This is a genomic window from Pseudomonadales bacterium, from assembly GCA_013215025.1.
In the GTDB taxonomy this organism is placed as follows: Bacteria; Pseudomonadota; Gammaproteobacteria; order Pseudomonadales; family DT-91; genus DT-91.
The window spans coordinates 1-1,772 of record JABSRR010000322.1 but is presented as its reverse complement, the minus strand read 5'-3'; the positions used below and the strand labels follow the sequence as shown (position 1 = coordinate 1,772).

Sequence of the window (1,772 nt, the reverse complement as noted above, 5' to 3'; positions counted from 1 at the left end):
GAGCTTAGGGATTATGTTAGCCGATTCAAGCTTAGCTATGTTGAGGATTGTTCAAATTTTGATACGGCGTTTGATCGTAATTATATTCGCCACCAAGTCTTACCTACGCTGCAACAGCGTTGGCCAATGGCAGTCAACAGGTTAGTAAAAAATACCGAGTATCAGCAAGAGGCGGCTGTCTTATTAGCAGAGTTAGCAGAACTCGATTTGGCCGCAGCATTGGGCCAAGATGCTGCAGGACTTTTTTTGCAACTTAAGCATTTCAACTCAGTCCTGCGTTTGAAAAATGCTCTGAACCACTGGTTAGCGCAGCAAGCGCTGCAACTTGGTGAACAACAGTTGCAGCAGCTGGCGGAGAGTTGCATATCAACTACCGCTGTTAACCTAGTGCTAGATGCACCAAGCCTTGCCTTAACACGCTATCAGCAACGTTTGTATCTGAGAGACATAAACCCAGAGCCGCTGACAGCCTGCCAATGGCAAAGCACTGATACGCTTAATTGGGACGGCTATTATTATCAGCTAAAAGCCGATCAAGCCATCTGTGTTGAGGTTAAACCAAGGCTTGGTGGTGAGACCATTCTTTTGCACGGTAAACATCAGAAGGTCAAAAAAATCTTGCAGGCACATGCGATTCCGCCCTGGCAGCGCGATCGTTTACCGCTGATTTATGCCAATAATACGCTGCTGGCAGTGGCCGATATCTGTGTCGCAGATAGCTGCCAAGATATTAGAGTTGTCTGTTCTGCGCACAATAAGAGCTAATAAAGTTATTAAGGCCTAATAAAGCCTTGTTGTGCTAAAGCTGAATTTCTGACTTAACATCCCTTAAGAGGACTAGAGAGCCCTATAGAGTCCAAGAAAGTCCTAGAGAGTAATAGAGATAGAGAATTCAATAGAAGCCGAGAGCCGAACCTCAAGCGCTAAAAAAAGTCGTCATAGATTTCTTCACGCCAGCGCAAAAACTGCGTTTCGATATCTTGCTTGGCGCTAGGGTTAAACAAAAATATTGGGCTGACAGCTGACTTTTCAGCGGTGTAATAGGCTTTGCCGGTGTAGTAGTAAGCATCACTGTTACCGTTGCTCAAATCAATATCGTCACTCAGGAAAGGCCCGGTAATAATTGGCTTAAAATGCGGGCTGAGCTGCAAAGCGTCACGATTCTCAAGTGAGAGCTCGTCAGTATTAACAGTAATAGTGGCAGCTGCTACGTCAACCGCATAGCTAACGCTGGCAACAGCTTCAGTGTCAATGGGTGAGCGATAGAAATAGGCCCGCGTTTGGTCAAAGCTGATGAATAAGGTAAATTGATTAATATAATTAAGCGTGTAAACATAAGCTAAGCGCTGATTATTTACCAATGAATAAATCAGCGGAATGTCCTCTAAGGAAACGCTGCCGTCATTTATTTTTTGCAGGTCAAAACTGTATCGACCATTAGATAAGCTTGCCTCGACCACAGACTTTGCTTGGTTAATGCGTTTAATGCCGCTAAATAAGCTTGAACCTTCAGAAAAGCGTTGATTATCTCCCCAGATTTCGGCGTTGGGCAGCACTTCATAATCGCGGTAATTTTGATAGTCTTCAAATTGATCATTACTCAAATCGACGCGTTTTTGGGTGTTCTCAGTGCCGTCTAGGTCCCAAACAAAACTTACCCCAAGTTGTCGCTCAACTATGTCGTCTTCAATAGCTTCATACAGCGGCGCGTTACGTACTGAAATCGCTTGAGCGAGCTGGGCATTATTGAGTATGCGATAGGCGCGATTTAA

At 44.6% G+C, this 1,772-nt stretch carries 2 protein-coding genes; one reads left to right on the top strand and one right to left on the bottom strand.

From position 1 onward, the window contains the following. Positions 1-765: tRNA lysidine(34) synthetase TilS (gene tilS / locus HRU21_13325; GenBank protein ID NRA43264.1), on the top strand; the 765-nt coding region annotated here is incomplete at its 5' end. 158 nt (positions 766-923) lie between these two features. On the opposite strand, the gene HRU21_13320 is transcribed toward tilS, so the two are convergent. After that, positions 924-1,772 (bottom strand): hypothetical protein (locus HRU21_13320; protein NRA43263.1); only part of this gene is annotated, 849 nt, incomplete at its 5' end.